The organism is Amycolatopsis rubida (assembly GCF_900115345.1).
Lineage (GTDB): Bacteria > Actinomycetota > Actinomycetes > Mycobacteriales > Pseudonocardiaceae > Amycolatopsis > Amycolatopsis rubida.
The window spans coordinates 244,700-260,537 of sequence record NZ_FOWC01000002.1 but is presented as its reverse complement, the minus strand read 5'-3'; the positions used below and the strand labels follow the sequence as shown (position 1 = coordinate 260,537).

At 69.8% G+C, this 15,838-nt stretch carries 14 protein-coding genes; 12 read left to right on the top strand and 2 right to left on the bottom strand.

The window, feature by feature from the left end; all coding sequences use genetic code 11:
* Positions 1 to 96 precede the first annotated feature (96 nt).
* The 10 genes from BM362_RS10140 to BM362_RS10095 all read left to right on the top strand — a co-directional run bounded on the left by BM362_RS10140 (position 97) and on the right by BM362_RS10095 (position 13,500).
* Entirely contained in the window at positions 97 to 1,005 is a 909-nt protein-coding gene (locus BM362_RS10140) for a ribonuclease Z (RefSeq protein ID WP_067581244.1), read from the top strand.
* Positions 1,006 to 1,021: 16 nt separating this feature from the next.
* Positions 1,022 to 1,849: an aminoglycoside phosphotransferase family protein gene (locus BM362_RS10135; RefSeq protein ID WP_093573398.1), complete on the top strand. Its 828-nt coding sequence runs from the start codon at positions 1,022 to 1,024 to the stop codon at positions 1,847 to 1,849.
* Between the two features lie 109 nt (positions 1,850 to 1,958).
* Positions 1,959 to 2,579: a dihydrofolate reductase family protein gene (locus BM362_RS10130; protein ID WP_093572925.1), complete on the top strand. Its 621-nt coding sequence runs from the start codon at positions 1,959 to 1,961 to the stop codon at positions 2,577 to 2,579.
* Between the two features lie 19 nt (positions 2,580 to 2,598).
* Complete coding sequence (locus tag BM362_RS10125) at positions 2,599 to 2,922, top strand: YciI family protein (protein WP_067580542.1); 324 nt, start codon at positions 2,599 to 2,601, stop codon at positions 2,920 to 2,922.
* Positions 2,919 to 4,136, top strand: coding sequence for an RNA polymerase sigma factor (locus tag BM362_RS10120; protein WP_067580545.1), 1,218 nt, complete (start codon positions 2,919 to 2,921; stop codon positions 4,134 to 4,136). The genes BM362_RS10125 and BM362_RS10120 overlap by 4 nt, the downstream gene beginning before the upstream one ends.
* Positions 4,137 to 4,454: 318 nt before the next feature.
* A complete protein-coding gene (locus BM362_RS10115) occupies positions 4,455 to 5,450 on the top strand; it encodes an alpha/beta hydrolase (RefSeq protein ID WP_067580546.1) in 996 nt (331 codons plus the stop codon).
* A gap of 955 nt (positions 5,451 to 6,405) precedes the next feature.
* Positions 6,406 to 9,756 carry a TM0106 family RecB-like putative nuclease gene (locus BM362_RS10110; RefSeq protein WP_093572924.1) on the top strand — a complete coding sequence of 1,117 codons (3,351 nt, stop codon included), beginning with the start codon at positions 6,406 to 6,408 and terminating at the stop codon, positions 9,754 to 9,756.
* 1,870 nt (positions 9,757 to 11,626) lie between these two features.
* The gene (locus BM362_RS10105) at positions 11,627 to 12,742 is read left to right on the top strand and encodes an FAD-dependent oxidoreductase (RefSeq protein ID WP_093572923.1); all 1,116 of its coding nucleotides are present in this window, start codon (positions 11,627 to 11,629) and stop codon (positions 12,740 to 12,742) included.
* Between the two features lie 121 nt (positions 12,743 to 12,863).
* Entirely contained in the window at positions 12,864 to 13,106 is a 243-nt protein-coding gene (locus tag BM362_RS10100; protein ID WP_067580555.1) for a PLD nuclease N-terminal domain-containing protein, read from the top strand.
* A gap of 130 nt (positions 13,107 to 13,236) precedes the next feature.
* The gene (locus BM362_RS10095) at positions 13,237 to 13,500 is read left to right on the top strand and encodes a hypothetical protein (protein WP_232791616.1); all 264 of its coding nucleotides are present in this window, start codon (positions 13,237 to 13,239) and stop codon (positions 13,498 to 13,500) included.
* A gap of 141 nt (positions 13,501 to 13,641) precedes the next feature.
* On the opposite strand, the gene BM362_RS10090 is transcribed toward BM362_RS10095, so the two are convergent.
* Complete coding sequence (locus BM362_RS10090) at positions 13,642 to 14,157, bottom strand: lytic polysaccharide monooxygenase auxiliary activity family 9 protein (protein WP_067580560.1); 516 nt, start codon at positions 14,155 to 14,157, stop codon at positions 13,642 to 13,644.
* A gap of 348 nt (positions 14,158 to 14,505) precedes the next feature.
* On the opposite strand from BM362_RS10090, the gene BM362_RS48795 reads away from it, so the two are divergent.
* Positions 14,506 to 14,949: an aldehyde dehydrogenase family protein gene (locus BM362_RS48795; RefSeq protein ID WP_244287104.1), complete on the top strand. Its 444-nt coding sequence runs from the start codon at positions 14,506 to 14,508 to the stop codon at positions 14,947 to 14,949.
* 164 nt (positions 14,950 to 15,113) lie between these two features.
* Positions 15,114 to 15,239, top strand: coding sequence for a hypothetical protein (locus BM362_RS49900; RefSeq protein WP_280142720.1), 126 nt, complete (start codon positions 15,114 to 15,116; stop codon positions 15,237 to 15,239).
* A gap of 1 nt (position 15,240) precedes the next feature.
* Here the strand turns inward: BM362_RS49900 and BM362_RS10080 are convergent, their stop codons facing one another.
* Positions 15,241 to 15,834, bottom strand: a complete 594-nt coding sequence (locus BM362_RS10080) for a TetR/AcrR family transcriptional regulator (protein WP_093572922.1) — start codon at positions 15,832 to 15,834, stop codon at positions 15,241 to 15,243.
* Positions 15,835 to 15,838 lie beyond the last annotated feature (4 nt).

The window sequence follows — 15,838 nt, the reverse complement described above, 5'->3', positions numbered from 1 at the left end:
TGGGCGGCGGCCCGGGAATTCATCCCGGACCGCCGCCGTTTCCGCGGAGTTCATTTCGGTGGCGGCGAGCCCGGGCGCGGCGCGAAGATGATCGTCATGTCCCGACGCGAGCTGGTCGTGCTGGGTTCGGCGAGCCAGACGCCGACCCGGCACCGCAACCACAACGGCTATCTGCTGCGCTTCGACACCGACGGCATCCTCTTCGATCCGGGCGAAGGCACTCAGCGGCAGATGATGTACGCCGGCGCGACGGCGACCGAACTCACCCACCTGTGCGTGACCCACTTCCACGGCGACCACAGCCTCGGCCTCGCCGGCATCATCCAACGGCTGTCCCTTGACGGCGTCGCGCATCCGGTGCGCTGCCACTACCCGGCGTCCGGGCAGGAGTACTTCGACCGGCTGCGGCACTCGACGTCGTTCCACGAACGCGCCGAACTGGTCCCGCTGCCGATCTCCGCGCCGGGCCCGCTCGGCGGCGCGCTGTCGGCGTACCCGCTGGAACACCGCATCGACTGCTTCGGCTACCGCTACGCCGAACCGGACGGGATCCGGATGCTGCCGGACGCGCTCGCCGCAGCAGGCGTCCAGGGCCCCGCTGTGCGAAAGCTGCAGGTCGACGGCGTACTCGACACCGCGGCCGGTGTGGTCCGGATCGAGGACGTGAGCGTGCCGCGCCGGGGTCAGGTGGTCGCGTTCGTGATGGACACGCGCCTGTGCGCGGGCGCGTTCGCCTGCGCGCGAGAGGCGGACCTGCTGATCGCCGAATCGACCTTCCGCGCCGGCGACGCCGGCCTGGCCTTCCGCTACGGCCACCTGACCAGCACCGACGCCGGTCGGCTCGCGGCGGAGTCAGGCGCCCGGGAGTTGCTGCTGACGCACTTCTCGCAGCGCTACCCGTACGAGGAGGCGGACCGGTTCCGCGACGAGGCCGCGAAGGTGTTCGACGGGGAGATCCATGTGGCTCGCGACCTGGACGTGGTGCCGCTGCCGCCGCGCCGCTGAGGTGCACAATCGCGGCATGCCGCAATCGATCCCCGCTGATCTGCTGGAAATCGCCGAAGCGCTCGTTCCCGATGCTCCGATCGGCTCCGCTCGCCTTGCCACGCAAGGGAATATGCACCACGTCGTGCTGGTGCCCGGCGTCGCCGCGGTACGGATCAGCAAGCGCCCCGATTCCGCCGCCGAGCTGCCGCGCCGGGTCAGGATCCTCCGCGCGGTCGCGGCGGCCGGTCTGCCCTTCGCGGTTCCGGAGCCGCTGACTCCGGTCACCACGTTCGGCGAGCGCGCGGCCGTCGCGGTTTCGTGGATCGACGGCGACGGGCTGCCGGAAGGCGTCGGCGACCCGGCGGCGTTCGGCCCGCTGTTGACGGCACTGCGGGAGGTCGAGATCTCCGCGGAGCTCGAAGCCGTTCTCCACCGCCCGCGCCGCTTGGACTGGGCGGAGATCCTGCACGACGTCATTCCCCGGCTGCCGGCGAAGCGGCAGGACGACGTCCGGCGGCGGCTCGACACGCTGCTCGCGCTCGACGACGTCCCAGCGAGGCTCGTCCACGGCGACCTCGGCGGCAGCAACGTCCACTTCGGCGCGGACGGCAAGCTGACCGGCGTCCTCGACTGGGACCTGGCGACCCTGGCCGACCCAGCGATCGACGCCGCACTCGTCGCGACCTGGCACGGCTGGGACGTCCTCCGCGCGGCCGCCGACGAACAGACCTACCGCCGCGCCCGGGCCTGGAACGCCCCGATCGGCGTCGAGCACCTCCATGCGGTCTTCGCCGGAAAGCCGCTGACCAGCGTCGACGGGTTCGTTCGCGCCGTCGTGGCCTGGCTGGAGAGACGCCGCTGAAGATTTTCTCAAAGATTTTCGCACCCCGTTGTCGGATCGGGTCGCCGGTGTTCGTAGCAGTGGTGAAGCCGCCCGCGAGGGGCAGCGCCGAAGCGAAGGAACCGCGACCATGAAGCTCACGACCGTGACCCAGCTGACCGTCGACGGCGTCGTCCAGGGCAACGGCGGCGCGTCCGGCGAGGACCGCCGAAACGGATTCGACCGCGGCGGATGGGCGCTGGGGAAGGGCGACCAGGACACGCTCGCGTTCATCAGCGAGACCTACCAGCGCGCCGACGCTTTCCTGTTCGGCCGCCGGACGTACGAGCTGTTCGCGGGCTCGTGGGGCTCGATGAGCGCCGGGGACGCCCCCGGCCGCGAACCCATCCGGCAGGCCCTGAACGAGCGGCCGAAGTACGTGGCCTCGACGACGCTCACCGCCCCGGCGTGGTCCGGCGCCAGCGTCCTGTCCGGCGATCTGGCGACCGCCGTCGCGGACCTCAAGGCCGAACCGGGCGGCGAACTGCAGGTGCACGGCAGCGGCACCCTGGTCCGGTGGCTGCTGGAACAGGGCCTGGTCGACGAAATGACCCTCCTCGTGATCCCGGTGGTCCTCGGGCGGGGCAAGCGGCTTTTCCCGCGGAACGGCCCGGATCTGGCCCTGGATCTGGTTGAGTCGCGAGTGGACACGAAGGGCGTGACGACGCAGGTCTGGCGCCCGGCCGGGCGCCCGCAGTACGCGGGCCGCTGACCTCAGAAAGGATCCTGCGATGCAGTACCTGATTTCCGTGGTCCACGACCAGCCCACGCTCGCCACGCCGGAGGAGGACGCGGCGATCGACGTCTTCAACGAGCGCCTCCAGACCGAAAACCACTGGGTCTTCGCCGGCGGCCTGGCCGCGCCGGAAACCGCGACCGTCATCGACAACCGGGACGAGGCCGGGATGGTCACCGACGGCCCGTTCCTGGAGTCCAAGGAATACCTGGCGGGTTTCTGGGTCATCGAGGCTCCGGACCTTGATGTGGCGCTCACACTCGCCGCCGAAGGTTCGAAGGCGTGCAACCGGAAGGTCGAGGTGCGACCGTTCCAGTGAGCGACGTCCAGGAGGCGATCACCCGGGCCCACCGCGAGGAATGGGCCCGGGTGGTCGCCGGCTTGACCAAACGTTTCGGCGACCTGGACATCGCCGAAGAAGCCGCCGCCGAGTCGTTCGCGACCGCGGTGGAGCGATGGCCGGCCGACGGCGTGCCGCCCAGCCCCGGCGCCTGGCTGACCACCACCGCCACCCGCAAAGCCATCGACCGCATCCGCCGCGAAAACAAGCGCGACGACAAACAACGGGAGGCCCAGCCGGTGTACGACACCACGCCTCCCCACCTCATCCACGACGACCGCCTCCGGCTGATCTTCACCTGCTGCCACCCGGCTTTGGCCGCCGAATCCCGGGTCGCCCTGACCCTGCGCATGGTCGGCGGCTTGACCGTGCCCGAGATCGCCCGTGCCTTCCTGGTGCCGGAAAGCACCATGGGACAACGGATCACGCGCGCGAAGGCCAAAATCAAGGCCGCCCGGATCCCCTACCGGGTGCCCTCCGCCGAGGACCTCCCGGCCCGCGTCTCCGGGGTCCTGACCGTGCTGTTCCTGGCCTTCAACGAGGGCTACCTGGCCACCGGCTCCGGCACCGGCCCCGTGCGCCAAGACCTGACCGCCGAAGCGATCCGGCTGACGCGATTGATCCGCGCCCTGCTGCCCGACCACGGCGAGGTGACCGGCCTGCTGGCCCTGATGCTCCTCACCGAAGCCCGCCGCCCAGCCCGAGTGTCCGCCGAGGGTGAACTAGTCGCCCTGGACGAACAGGACCGTGCTCTTTGGGACGCACCGCTGATCGCCGAAGGCCACCGCCTGGTGCGCGAACGCCTCGCCGCCCGGGCCGCCCCTGGCCGGTACCAGATCCTGGCCGCGATCAACGCCGTGCACACGTCCGCGCGCGAGATACGCGAGACCGACTGGTCGCAGATCCTCGCCCTCTACGACCAGCTCGTCCGCCTCGACCCGTCGCCGATCGTCGCCCTGAACCGCGCCATCGCACTCGCCGAACTCGACGGCCCGGAGGCGGCGCTGGAGTTGGTCGACAGTCTCGGGGACCGGTTGGCCGGGTATCACCCGTACCACGCCACTCGCGCTGACCTGCTCCGCCGGTTAGACCATGGTGAGGACGCGCGTGCGGCTTACGACCGGGCGATCGAGCTGGCGGGCAATACCGCGGAGACTGCTGCGCTGTCTCGTCGGCGAGATCAACTGCGGTAGCGGCTGGGTGCCGGGCGATGTCGCCTGACCCAGCGGGATCTCGCTGATGCGTCACCCCGAGGAGACCAGAGTATTCTCAGCCCTTACCTGACAGCGGCTTCGGGCGCGCTGCCCGAAAACACCGCCTGGGATTTCCCCGCAGTAGGGTAATCTCGCCGCATGCTCATCGAGGTGGACAGAGACTAGCCGCCGGGTTCTCGGCGGCTTACCGGCCGACGAGTGCCCGGTCACGACTCTTTCCCACCAAATTCCCCTTCGCGCCCTAGCGTGCGCTCCGCTGTGCGCTGTCGAAGGGAACGATGATCTCCAGGAGCCTTCATGACGCACGATGTGCCGCGTCCCCCGTTCGACCCAGAACTCGCCGCGGTGCTGCCGGCACTCGACGGCCACGCGCCGGTCGGCATGACCGCGAACCGCTTGCCGCACTACCGGAATCTCCCTTTCCCCAGCATCGAAGAACAAATCGGCGACCGCCCCGTCCGCTGCGCGCACCACACGATCACCGGCTACGGCGGCGCCGAGATCGAGGTCTCCGTCCTCTCCCGCGTGGACCACGAAACGCCCGGCCCCGGCATCTACCACCTCCACGGCGGCGGAATGGTGATGGGAGACCGGTTCGCCGCGGCAGGCCCGCTGATCGAGTGGGTGCTGAAGTACGACGCGGTCGCCGTCACCGTCGAGTACCGGCTGGCCCCGGAACACCCCGACCCGGTACCCGTCGAGGACTGCTACGCGGGCCTGCGCTGGACGGCCGCCAACGCGGCCACGCTGCGCCTAGACCCACAGCGCCTAGTCATGTTCGGCGGCAGTGGCGGCGGAGGACTCGCCGCCGGAACCGCGTTGCTGGCCCGCGACCGCGGCACCCCGGCGCTGCTCGGCCTGCTGCTGCAATGCCCGATGATCGACGACCGCAACGAGACGGTGTCGGCACGCCAGTATGACGGCACCGGCGTCTGGGACCGGACCAGCAACCTGACCGCGTGGACGGCAGTCCTCGGCGATCGCCGGGGAACCGCCGCCGTCTCGCCCTACGCGGCCGCCGCACGAGCAACCGACCTGAGCGGCCTCCCGCCAACCTTCATCGACGTCGGCGCGGCTGAGGTCTTCCGAGACGAGGACGTCGCCTTCGCGAGCGCAATCTGGGCATCAGGAGGCAACGCCGAACTCCACGTCTGGGGCGGCGCCTTCCATGGTTTCTACGACCTCGCACCAGAATCCGCACTGTCTCACGCGTGCGTCGCGGCTCGTGAGTCGTGGCTTGAGCGATTGCTCGCCCGCCCGATGTCTCAGCGGGACGGCGTGCCGCCGCCGTGACGGGGTTGTCGGGGTGGTGTGCACCTCGGAGGTGTGGTCGGCGGTGTGGCTGGCTCGCGCGTTGGAGGGTCTCGCGTCCGCCGCCGTGACGGGGTTGTCGGGGTGGTGTGCACCTCGGAGGTGTGGTCGGCAGTGTGGCTGGTTCGCGCGTTGCAGGATCTCGCGTCCGCCGCCCTGGCGAGGCCGCTGCGGTGGCGCACATCCCGCAGGATGTGCGTCGATAACGTCGCTGGCCCGCGCGTTGCAGGACCTCACGTCCGCCGCCGTGACGGGGCCGTCGGGGCGCGCAGCACCCCGCAGCACGTGATCGACAGCGTCGCTGGTCCGGACCTTGCAGGGTCTCGCGTCCGCCGCCCTGGCGAGGCTGTCGCGGTGGCGAGCACTCGGCGGAACGTGATCGGCAACGTCACCGGCCCGCGCGTTGCAGGACCTCACGCCACCCGCCCGCGCTGGTCAGGGCTCGTCGCGGCCCGAGAGACCTGCCATCGGGCGCGCTCGGCCACCCCGCGCCATAGCGGTCGTGGGCCGCCGCTCTGCCGAGGCCGTCGAGACGGTGTGCACCCCGCCGAACGACCTGACCGACGACCCCACTAGCCCGCAGCTCACCACCAGCCCGCTGCTCGCCGAACGCTGCTCGCCGAACGCTGCTCGCCGAACGCTGCTCGCCGAACGCTGCTCGCCGAACGCTGCTCACCGAACGCTGCTCAGCACAGACTCCAAACCAGAATCCTGCAACCCGAATCCGCCGTCAACCGAGAACCCTCCAATCCAGCTCCACCTCCGACCACCAGCACCACCAGTTGACCTTGATCACCCCAAAACCCCGGCTCTCACCTCCCCTCGCACCCATTCCCGCGCACTCCAAGATCATCCCACCCGCCACCGACAATTCCGGGCGGCGTGTCGGCGCCCGCCTCGCCAGAGCCCTCCGCAGGCCGTGACAGACTGCCGGGCGATGTACACGCCGTCTGATCTCGCTGACCTGCTCGAATGCGAGCACCGGAGCATCCTCAAGCAGGCATTGGCGGCGGGGATACCCGGCGCGCCGCGGCCCACTTCCGCACCCGATCGGCTGGCGGTGAAGCACGGGCGGGCGCACGAGGCGGCCACGCTCGGACGGTTGCGCAGCGAGCGGACACAGGTCGTCGAGATCGAGGAGCACGATCCGGTCGTCGCGGCGAAGGCCACCGAGGAAGCGTTGCGCGCGGGTGCGCCGGTGATCTACCAGGCGGTGTTCCACGACGGCGAGTTCTCCGGCCGCGCGGATTTCCTTCTGCGCGACGACCAGGGCCGCTACGAGGTCTACGACACGAAGCTCGCCCGGCACGCCAAGCCGTCGGCGGTTGTGCAGCTCACCGCGTACGCCGACGCTCTGCGCCGCGGCGGCTGGCCCGCCGGGCCGGAGATGCACCTGCTGCTGGGCGACGGCAGCACGCGCAGCCTCCGCGTCGACGACTTCCTCCCGCTCGTAGACCGGCTCCGCGACCGGCTGGAGGACCGTCCGCCGCAGCTGCCCGACCGGATCTGGGCCGACGAACGTCCGGCGTGCACCGGATGCGCGTTCGCCGGCCACTGTTCGTCCGCGCGCGAGGCCGACCGCGACCTGTCGCTGGTCGCCGGGATGCGCAGCGAGCAGCGGCGCAAGCTGGCGACCGCCGGGCTCGGCACCATCGACGCGCTCGCCAGCGCCGAGCCCGCCGACCGTCCGCGCGACATGTCCGAGGGCACGTTCGCCTCGTTGCGCGCGCAGGCCGCGATCCAGGTCCGGCAGGACGAAACCGGAGAACTGGCTTACGAAATCATTGCCCCGGGCGCGCTCGCCGAACTGCCCGAAGCCAACCCCGGCGACGTCTTCTTCGATATGGAAGGCGACCCGTACGCCCTGGCCGGCACCGGCTTGGAGTACCTCTTCGGCGCGGTCACCCCGGACGAGCGCTTCAGCCCGTTCTGGGCACACTCGCGCGCGCAGGAGAAACGAGCGTTCGAGGAGTTCGTCGACTTCGCCACCGCACGGCTCGCGGAACACCCCGACGCGCACGTCTACCACTACGCGCCGTACGAGGTCACGGCGATCAAGCGGCTCGCCGCCGTCCATGGCACGCGGGAGGAAGCCGTGGACGAGCTGCTGCGCAGCGGCGCGATGATCGACCTGTATGCCGTGGTACGCAAGGCTTTGCGGGTAGGACAGCGGTCGTATTCGATCAAGTATTTAGAACCACTGTACATGCCGGAAGCCCGCGCTGGCGAGGTAAAAACGGCAGTGTCGAGCATCGAGGCGTACGAGGATTACCTGACGCTCTCCTCCGCGGGAAACACCGAGCAGGCCGAAGAAGTGCTGCGCGGCATCGCGGACTACAACGAGTACGACTGCGTGTCCACCTTGCGCCTGCACGAATTCCTGCACCGCGTGCGCGCCGAAGCCGGAATCGACCTTGCGGAGCCGGACCCCGAGTCCGAAGTGGACGCTCTGCTCCGCCGCACCGAAGAAGAGGAAGCCGCCCAGCGCCGAGCCGAGCGCGCCGCCGCGATGGCCGCGCTGGTCGACCCGCTTCTGGACGGCCTTCCCGGCGACCCCGCGGATTTCACCCCCGACGACCACGCCCGCGCGCTGCTGGCCGCCTCCGTCGGTTACCACCGCCGCGAGACGAACCCGGCCTGGTGGGAGTTCTTCCGCCAGTTGGCGGCCCCGATCAGCGACCTCGAAGTGGACACGACCTGCGCGGTCCCGGTGTCGGTGACCGCGGGCGAATGGGTACCGCCGTCCGGCCGGTTGCGCACCGCGAAACGCACGCTGGTCGTGAGGTGCGACCCGGACCGTCCGCATCCGTACGCGCCTGGTGACGACGTGCGTTTGCGCTACGGCGCCGATGCGCGCGACGCGAAAGTCGTGTCCGCGACCGCCGTCGAAGTGACGCTGGAGGAGAGCAGTGCCCCGGACCGGACGTCCAACGATCTCCCCGCGGCGGTCCTGCCGGGCAGCCCGGTCCGTCCGTCGCCGAAGGACGAGGCGGTAGCCGATCTCGCCCGGCTGGCAGGGGAAACACTGCCCGCGCTGCCGTCGCACCCCGGCGTCGATCTGCTGCGCCGCATCCCCCGGTTGCGCGGCGGGTTGCCCGAACCGGGTGAAGATTTGGTCGCCACGGTGCTCACCGCGGTCGACCAGCTCGACGGTTCCGTGCTCGCCGTCCAGGGCCCGCCCGGGGCCGGAAAGACTTACCTGGCCGGGAAACTCATCGCACATCTGGTGCGTTCCGGCCGGACCGTCGGCGTCACGTCGAACAGTCACAAAGCGGTCGAGAACGTGCTCTCGGCGGCCATGGAGAATGCGCCGGAGATGGCCTGCGCCAAGCGCGCGAAGCGGACGCCTGATCCGGCATTGCCTTGGGAGCAGCCGAAAAACAACACCGCGCTGGTACGCTGGCGTGAAGAACACGACACCGGTCATCTGGTCGGCGGCACGGCGTGGACCTTCGCCAACGCTGCCGTGCGCGAGGAACCCTTCGACGTTCTCGTCATCGACGAAGCCGGGCAGTTCGCTCTCGCGGACGCGCTGGCGGTGTCGATGTGCGCGAAAAACCTGGTGCTGCTGGGGGATCCGCAACAGTTGCCGCAGGTCGTGCAGGGCACGCACCCGGCGGGCGCGGAGGCGTCGGCGCTGGGTCACCTGATCGGCGAGGCGGACATCATCCCGCCGGAACTGGGGTATTTCCTCGACCTGACGCGCCGCATGCATCCCGCGGTATGCGCGCCGGTCTCCAACCTTTCGTACGCGGGCCTGCTGCACTCGCATCCCACCGCGGAACGTTCGATCGACGGTTTCCCGTCAGGTCTCTATCTGGCATCGGTCGAGCATCGCGGGAACACCACGCGGTCGGTGGAAGAAGCCGAGCAAGTGGTCTCGGCGATCAAGTCGCTGCACGGCCGATCGTGGGAAGGCCGACCGCTCACTGACGCCGATTTCCTTGTGGTAGCCCCGTACAACTTGCAGGCGCGAGTAGTGACGCGCGCGCTGTCCGACGCGGGCTTCGGCGACGTCCGAGTCGGCACAGTGGACCGGTTCCAGGGCCAAGAAGCACCCGTTGTGGTGACGACCATGACGTCCTCTTCGGCGGTAGACTTGCCGCGAGGCCTTGATTTCTTGTTGTCCCGTAACCGGTTGAACGTCGCTCTCTCCCGCGCGCAGTCCGTCGCTGTCCTGGTGTGCTCTCCGAAGCTGCTCGAAGCCGACATCAGGACGGTGGACCAGATGCGGCTGGTCTCCGGGATGCTCGGGTTGCTCCGTGACGCCCGCGAGTGGATCGACTGAGTCGGGTGCTTGGCGACGGACGAGTTCGCCTGTGCCGTCGCGGGTCGCTGAGTGCGTGCCTGCGGGGTGATGCGCGCTTCGGCGAAGGCGCGTTGCTTGTGCTGTCGCGGGTCGCTGAGTGCGTTTCTGCGGGGTGATGCGCGCTTCGGCGAAGGCGCGTTGCTTGTGCTGTCGCGGCTCGCTGGGTGTGGGGCGTGCGTGCCTGTGGCGTGAGGTGTTGCTTGGCGAAGGGCGCGCTGCCCGTGCCGGATGTGTTACCCGGTGCGGGGAGGGGTGCCTGTGGCGCGGTGCATTGGTCTGCGAAGGGCGCACTGCCTGCGCTGGGTTGCATTGCGCAGTGCGGGCGTGCATGCCTGGGCTGTGATGTGTCGCCCGGTGTGGGGACGTGCATGCCTGCGGCTCGGTGCGTTGTCCGTCGAAGGGCACGTTGCCCCCGCTGCGACGCATCGCTGGGTGAGGGGCACGCCATGGCTGCGCTGGGGATGCGTTGCTGGGGAGGGGCACGCCCCATGTCCGTGCTGAGATGCGTTTGCTGGTGAGGAGCGCGCATGTTCGTGCTGGGATGCGGTTTGGTGCGGGGTGCCCGCGCCGGGATGCTTGCTGGGTGCGCGGGCGCGTGTCTGCGGCGCGCGATGCGGCGCTCGGCTAAACGTGCGCTGCCCGTGCCGGGATGCGTTGCTAGGTGAGGGGCGGGGTATGCCCGGGCCGCGACGCGGCTGTTCAAGAAGGGGCGGGACTGCGCCGTTCGGCGGCAGGCGCGCCTGCCTGTGGCCATGCGTTGGCCCGGCGGAGACCGCGCCTGTCTGTGGCCAATGATGCGTCGCCCGGCGGAGACCCGCCTGCCCACGCCGCAAAGGGCTCGCTAGGCGCTACGCGGGCACCCGCCCGGCCGGTCCGGTCGGGATCCGGCGGCCGGGCGGGCGCATGTCCCCGCTCGCGCGACCGTGGGGGGAGGGGCGGCGCGGCGAACGAGGTGGTCAGGGCGCCCCGCGCGTCCGGCCTGCGGGAGCCGGAGCGGGGGCGCGGGATCCCCGTCCGCGCGGGGCACTGGGGAGAGATGCCGCAGCGGACGGGGTGGCTTGAGAAAACGGCGGGTTCGATGCGGACAGTCTTGCCCGGACTGCCCGGCGCGCACTGGCGGCTGGACTCGCCTCATCCGGACCGCCGACGCACGCCTGCGGCTGTACTCGGCTCATCCGGACCGCCGGCGCGCGCCTGCGGCTGGACTCGGCTCATCCAGACCACCGACGCACGCCTGCGGCTGGACTCGGCTCATCCAGTGTGCACAGCAGTACCACTCTGCTCACTACAACTCGTTGCGGGTCAAGAACATTCCCGCGGCCGGGGGTGTGCTCCCGCTCGCCGTCCGGACCGGCTGGGGGTTACCGGCCGGCGGGAGCAGGAGCACCGGATCCCGTTCCGCGGCTGGGGGGAGCAGTGACGCGGAGCGGGTAGTTCTGCGCCGGTACGGGGGCCGCCTCGCGGCGAGTGGCACGACCAGGCTCCGGCCGGACCGGTATTCCTGGAAGGCAGAAGGTGAGGCCCGGGGGCACCTCCGTACCGACACTCTGTACAACGCGTGAACCGCGCGAATGTTCCGGCCCCATAAGGTGATCTGGATCGCCGCCAATCGAGTGACCGTTTGGTCGGCTCGGGAAGCCGCGCGACGGGTGAACCTCGATCAGGTTGCGCTGCTTGGCGAATCGTCGTGCGTTCGCCGCGAGGGAGCCGCGTCCCGGCCGGGACTGTCCGAGGCCGCCACAGCAGGCTCCGACCGCAGTTGACCGGCGTCACTCGCGAACGAACTTGTTCGTAACGAACATGTTCGTTACTCTGGTCTGAGCCACCCGCCAAGAAACGGAGCAACCCCATGACCATCACCATCGTCGGCGCCGGACTCGGCGGTCTCAGCCTCGCCCGCGTCCTGCACGTGCACGGCATCGAAGCCACCGTCCTCGACCTCGACGCCTCCCCCTCCGCCCGCGCGCAGGGCGGCATGCTCGACATCCACGACGACTCCGGCCAGGTCGCCCTTCGCGCCGCCGGTCTGCACGCCGAATTCGAAGCGCTGATCCACTCCGGCGGCCAGGAAACCCGCGTCTACGACCGCGCCGCCGCCCTCCTGTTCTCCGCGGCGGACGACGGCACCGGCGGGCGACCGGAGGTCGACCGCGGGGCCCTGCGCGACCTCCTCCTCAATTCGCTGCCGGCGGGCACCGTCCGCTGGGGAGCGAAGGTCACCGCCGCGGAACCGTTGTCCGGCGGACGGCATCGCCTCGCCCTCGCCGACGGCACGCCCCTCACCACGGACGTGCTCATCGGAGCCGACGGCGCCTGGTCGCGAATCCGGCCGCTGGTCTCACCGGAAAAACCGGCGTACGCAGGGATCTCCTTCGTGGAGATCGACCTCCTCGACGCGGACTCCCGGCACCCGGACGCGGCAGCGCTCCTCGGCGGCGGCATGAGTTTCGCGCTCGGCGAGGACAAAGGCTTTCTCGCGCACCGCGAACCGGACGGCAGCCTGCACGTCTACGTCGCCGTGCGCGTCCCGGAAACCTGGACCGCGTCCGTCGACTTCACCGAGCACGCCGCCGCCAAGGCCGCCGTGCTGAGCCACTTCGACGGCTGGTCCGACCGGCTTCGCGCCCTGGTCGAGGATGCGGACAGCGAGCTGGTCGCACGGCTGGTCCACGCGCTCCCCGTCGAGCATTCATGGTCGCGAGTGCCCGGCGTCACGCTGCTCGGCGACGCCGCGCACTTGATGTCGCCGTTCGCCGGAGAGGGCGCGAACCTCGCCATGCTCGACGGCGCTGAGCTGGGCCTCGCGCTCGCCCGGCACCCGGACGACGTCGAACGCGCACTCGCCGAGTACGAGGCCGAGTTGTTCCCGCGCAGCGCGAAATCAGCGGCGGAATCGGCGCAAAGCCTCGACAGCTGCTTCCGCGCGGACGCACCGGCGGCTTTGCTTGAGCTGTTCGGGGCCTGACGTCCATAGTGGACGTGAGTACGACTTAAGCGGTACCCGGATCGAGCCGTCAAGCCGATCCGGACTGAGCGATTCCGCTCGCACAATGGGTTTCCGCCCGCCGTGAGAGAGGAACGTTCTGATGACCGCCGTCCTGGCCGACACCGTCCATGAAGGCCTGCGGTTCGCCGCCATCGCCGGGATCGCGGTGCTCGTGACGTTTCCGGTCTTGCTCTTCATCGGCGCGCTGGTGAGCGTGCTCGGCAGCCCGCTCGGCCCCGGGATGAAGTTCGTGTGGGTGGTCTTCGCGTTCTGCGCGCCGTTTCTCGGGCCGATGCTGTGGTTCCTGGTCGGCAAGCGGAGCGCGGAAGCCTCGCTTCGCTGACGCCAGATGTCACTGGCGCGGTCAGCGTCCGGGCCTGGACCAGGAGAGGGACGCTGGCAAGTCTTTCGAGGAATTCGTTGGCGGGGCAGGTTCGGTGTGCCGGTCCGCCGGAGCCGGTACCGGCTCCGCCGTGGCCGAACTTGGCGAGGACGGCCGCATCCGGCGCGACTGCCAGTTCGCCGGTCCGCCGCCTCCCTCGTCCTCGGACGCCAGGACGGTCGTGGCGGAATTCCCGCGCCGGCTTGGGCCGGGCGACCCGGACCGGATCACGCAAGCGGTCGACGGGCGGGTGAACTGGCCGGAACCGGAGCGTCCCGTGGTGCCGTGGATCCGCCCCTGTTCCTCGCGCGCGGACGCGGTGCTCAAACCGGCAAGCGTTTCGCGACCAGCTTGACAGTGCGCCTGACCGTCGGCAGCGGACTGATCACGCGTACCACGTTTACGAAGACGGCCTCGCCGTCGCCGAGGCGTTCGCCGGATGAAGCGCCAGGCGGCCGGAGCGGGTTTCCGCCCGGCCGCCCGGCATTTCACGCGGTCAGGAAACGTTCAGGTCGATGCAGGCGTAGAACGCGTCGCCGGTGTCCGCGATGTTCCACACCGCGAGCACCTTCTGCTGTCCGGGGTAGCCGCTCAGGTCGACCTGGTGCGACACGGTTGCCGGCGGGGCCTGATCATTGCCGCTGAAGCTCGCGACCTCGGTGCCGCCGATGAAGTACTCGTAGTCGCTGGTGCGGTGGCGTGCGGTGAACGTCCAGGTGAAAGTGACCTGGGTGCTGACCGGGGTGAGCTTCCAGCCCTTGCTGTCGTCGTCGAGGTCGGCGAACCGGTCGTTGCCGCCGCTGCAACTCTGCAGGCCCTTGGGCCCTTCGACGCTCTGCGGTTCCCATTTGATGTCGCCGCAGGACACCGTTTCGGCCGCGCACTGGGCCTGCCTGCTCGGCGGGGAGCTGACGTAGCCGTGCGCGCTGGCGATGCCGGGGCCGATCAGCATCAGCACCGGAGCGAGGACCGCGCCGCCGAGTGCGGCGAGCATCGTGCGTTTGCGGGACATGGTGGCTCCTTCGAAGCCGGGCCCGCTCCCGCGCCGGAGGGCGGCCGGCCGTGCCACGGCACGACCGACGAGCCCGCGGTGGGGTGGTGCGCGGGCGGAGGGGTGGGGAGATTTGTGGTCTAGACCATACTCGGCCGCCCGCGCTCGGTCAAGAATTAGCTACCCTGCGTTATCTCTCTGCGGGATACTGCATGCACTAGAAGGTCGCCGAGGATGGCGACCGCAGGAGGACCGCGATGTACGCGGTGACCGACCTGGCCACGGGCCAGCTGATCGAGGACGACCCGCGCGGCGATCGAGCGCCTCGGCCACGGATATCGCAGCTGGCGGGGCTCGTCCCATAGCGGAATGACCAGCGCACCTGGTCGACAGCGTGCCGACGAGCTGGCGGCGACCATGACCGTGGGGATGGGCAAGCGGATCAACGAGGGCCGCGGCGGGGTCGGGATCGTCGTGGACATCTTCCGCTGCTACGCCGAACGAGGCCCGGACCCGCCGCTCCCGATCCGCGGCGGATCCGCGGTGCTGCGCAAGGAACCGATCGGTGCGCTGCTGGGCGTGCTGCCGGGAAACTTCCCGTGCTGTCAGGTGGTCCGGTTTGTCGCGCCGATTCTGGTTCTGGGCAACATGATTCTGCTCAAGCACGCGTCGATTTGCCCGCGTTCGGCGCTGACGACTGAGAAGATTCCGCCTGGAGCGGGCGTAGCGGGCGATGCGTATGTGAACACCTTCGCGTCCGGCCGTCAGTTTCGATGGTTCTCGCTGATCCGCGCATTCAAGGCGTTTCCCTAACCGGCAGCGACCGCGCGGATGCGTAACTGCGGACAACTCCGGTAACGCGCCTAAACGAATTATTGTCCAGTCTGGCCTTTATGGGGAATTCGTGGACCGCTTCGCCAAGCGGGTCGCGGGCCAGGTGGCCCGCGCGGTGGACCAGGGTGCGACCTTGCGGGCCGGTGGCGATCTTGTTCCGCGCCGAACCGGAGGATCGTGCCATCGAGATCGCCGATGGCTCGCCGTTCGGCTTGGGTGCGGCCGTCGGGACCGAGGAGTTCACGAACCAGAAGTCGATCAGGCTGTGACCTAAGAAGTCCGCAACAACCCGCTCAACCACCCAGAAAACACCTGCTGCACATCCTCGCGCACCCGGTCCGGGTCATCCGCATCGGCGATCATCCGCGCCGCCTCCATCACCGCCGCCAATACCAGTTGCGCCAAAGCATCCACCGGCGTGTCCACGATCAACCCGGCCTCCCGCGCGGCCGCCAGGTTCTCCGTGACCAGTCCCAAGCCGTACTCGGCCTCCAGCTCGCGCCAGGCGTCCCAGCCCAGCACGGCGGGGGCGTCGGTCAGCGAGATCCGCCGGACGTCCGGGCGCAGGCACGCGTCCAGGAACACCCCCAGTGCTCCCGAAAGGCCGGAAAGCGGGTCCGGTGCGCCGTCGAGGACTTCCGAGACCTCGGCGGTCAGTTCGCGTTCCACCGCTTCGACGACGGCCCGGAACAGGCCCTGTTTGTCGCCGAAGTGGTGGTACAGCGCGCCCCGCGTGACGCCTGCCGTGCGAGTGATCTCTTCGGCTGGCACGTCGTGGTAGCCGCGTGCGCCGAAGAGGTCTCGGGCGGCCTTGATGAGTGCGGCTCGCGTCGCGTCGGAGCGTTCTTGCTGGGTACGTCGCACGCAC

Excerpts from the sequence above, each read along its gene's own strand:
- BM362_RS10140 (WP_067581244.1), top strand. The coding sequence starts at position 97 with ATGTCCCGACGCGAGCTGGTCGTGCTGGGTTCGGCGAGCCAGACGCCG.
- BM362_RS10135 (WP_093573398.1), top strand. The coding sequence starts at position 1,022 with ATGCCGCAATCGATCCCCGCTGATCTGCTGGAAATCGCCGAAGCGCTC.
- BM362_RS10130 (WP_093572925.1), top strand. The coding sequence starts at position 1,959 with ATGAAGCTCACGACCGTGACCCAGCTGACCGTCGACGGCGTCGTCCAG.
- BM362_RS10125 (WP_067580542.1), top strand. The coding sequence starts at position 2,599 with ATGCAGTACCTGATTTCCGTGGTCCACGACCAGCCCACGCTCGCCACG.
- BM362_RS10115 (WP_067580546.1), top strand. The coding sequence starts at position 4,455 with ATGACGCACGATGTGCCGCGTCCCCCGTTCGACCCAGAACTCGCCGCG.
- BM362_RS10110 (WP_093572924.1), top strand. The coding sequence starts at position 6,406 with ATGTACACGCCGTCTGATCTCGCTGACCTGCTCGAATGCGAGCACCGG.
- BM362_RS10105 (WP_093572923.1), top strand. The coding sequence starts at position 11,627 with ATGACCATCACCATCGTCGGCGCCGGACTCGGCGGTCTCAGCCTCGCC.
- BM362_RS10100 (WP_067580555.1), top strand. The coding sequence starts at position 12,864 with ATGACCGCCGTCCTGGCCGACACCGTCCATGAAGGCCTGCGGTTCGCC.
- BM362_RS10090 (WP_067580560.1), bottom strand. The coding sequence starts at position 14,157 with ATGTCCCGCAAACGCACGATGCTCGCCGCACTCGGCGGCGCGGTCCTC.
- BM362_RS48795 (WP_244287104.1), top strand. The coding sequence starts at position 14,506 with ATGACCAGCGCACCTGGTCGACAGCGTGCCGACGAGCTGGCGGCGACC.